1 protein-coding gene is annotated in these 671 nt (G+C 35.0%); it reads left to right on the top strand.

Going from position 1 to position 671, the window contains the following annotated elements; all coding sequences use genetic code 11:
* Positions 1–671 (top strand): SspB-related isopeptide-forming adhesin (locus tag FC36_RS10730; RefSeq protein WP_156409589.1); only part of this gene is annotated, 671 nt, incomplete at both ends.

The following is a 671-nucleotide window of genomic DNA, read 5'->3' as shown; positions in this document are numbered from 1 at the left end:
GATTACGTTGCTAATTTCGATGCTAAGACTAATACAATTAAGCTTTCATTGAAGTCTGGTTCAAAAATCTTTAGTTTAGTAAATAACAATAAAGGTACTGTTTTTGTCTTTCCTACTGCACATATTTATGCAACAGCTATTGAAGACGGTAAAACTATTGTCAATGTACCTCGTGTATATGTAAATAATATTGAATCTAGTGCAAATTCAGTAGAAAATCCAGTTGATAAGCCTGCACCAACTAAATCTGAAAACGTTGGTGGTATTGATTCTAATGGTAAGACTGTGATTGCTGGTGATGTAATTAACTACAACATCACTTGGGACTTTAGTAAGCTTGTTAACCCTGGTTTATCTGATTTAGTGGCTAAGAAAGGCTTATCTTTAGATGATGACTACGATGACAAAACAGAAGCTATCCAAGGATCCTTATTAATCACAGATGCTAACAATAAAGCTGTTAATGGTGTTTCTGTAGCATGGGATACTAATAACTCTGCATTTAAGTTAGTTGTAGATAATCCTCGTGTCTTTGTTTCACAATATGCGGGCCAAAAACTTAAGGTTTCCTTCAACGCGACAGTTAAGGATGACTTGACCGGTGAAATCAAGAACAAGGCAGTCCAAAATAACTTTGGGGTACCTTATGAAACTAATACCGTAACTAACAA

It is taken from the genome of Ligilactobacillus equi DSM 15833 = JCM 10991, from assembly GCF_001435735.1.
Classification (GTDB): domain Bacteria; phylum Bacillota; class Bacilli; order Lactobacillales; family Lactobacillaceae; genus Ligilactobacillus; species Ligilactobacillus equi.
Note: the sequence above shows the minus strand (reverse complement) of the source record. Positions and strands in the feature narration are given on the sequence as shown.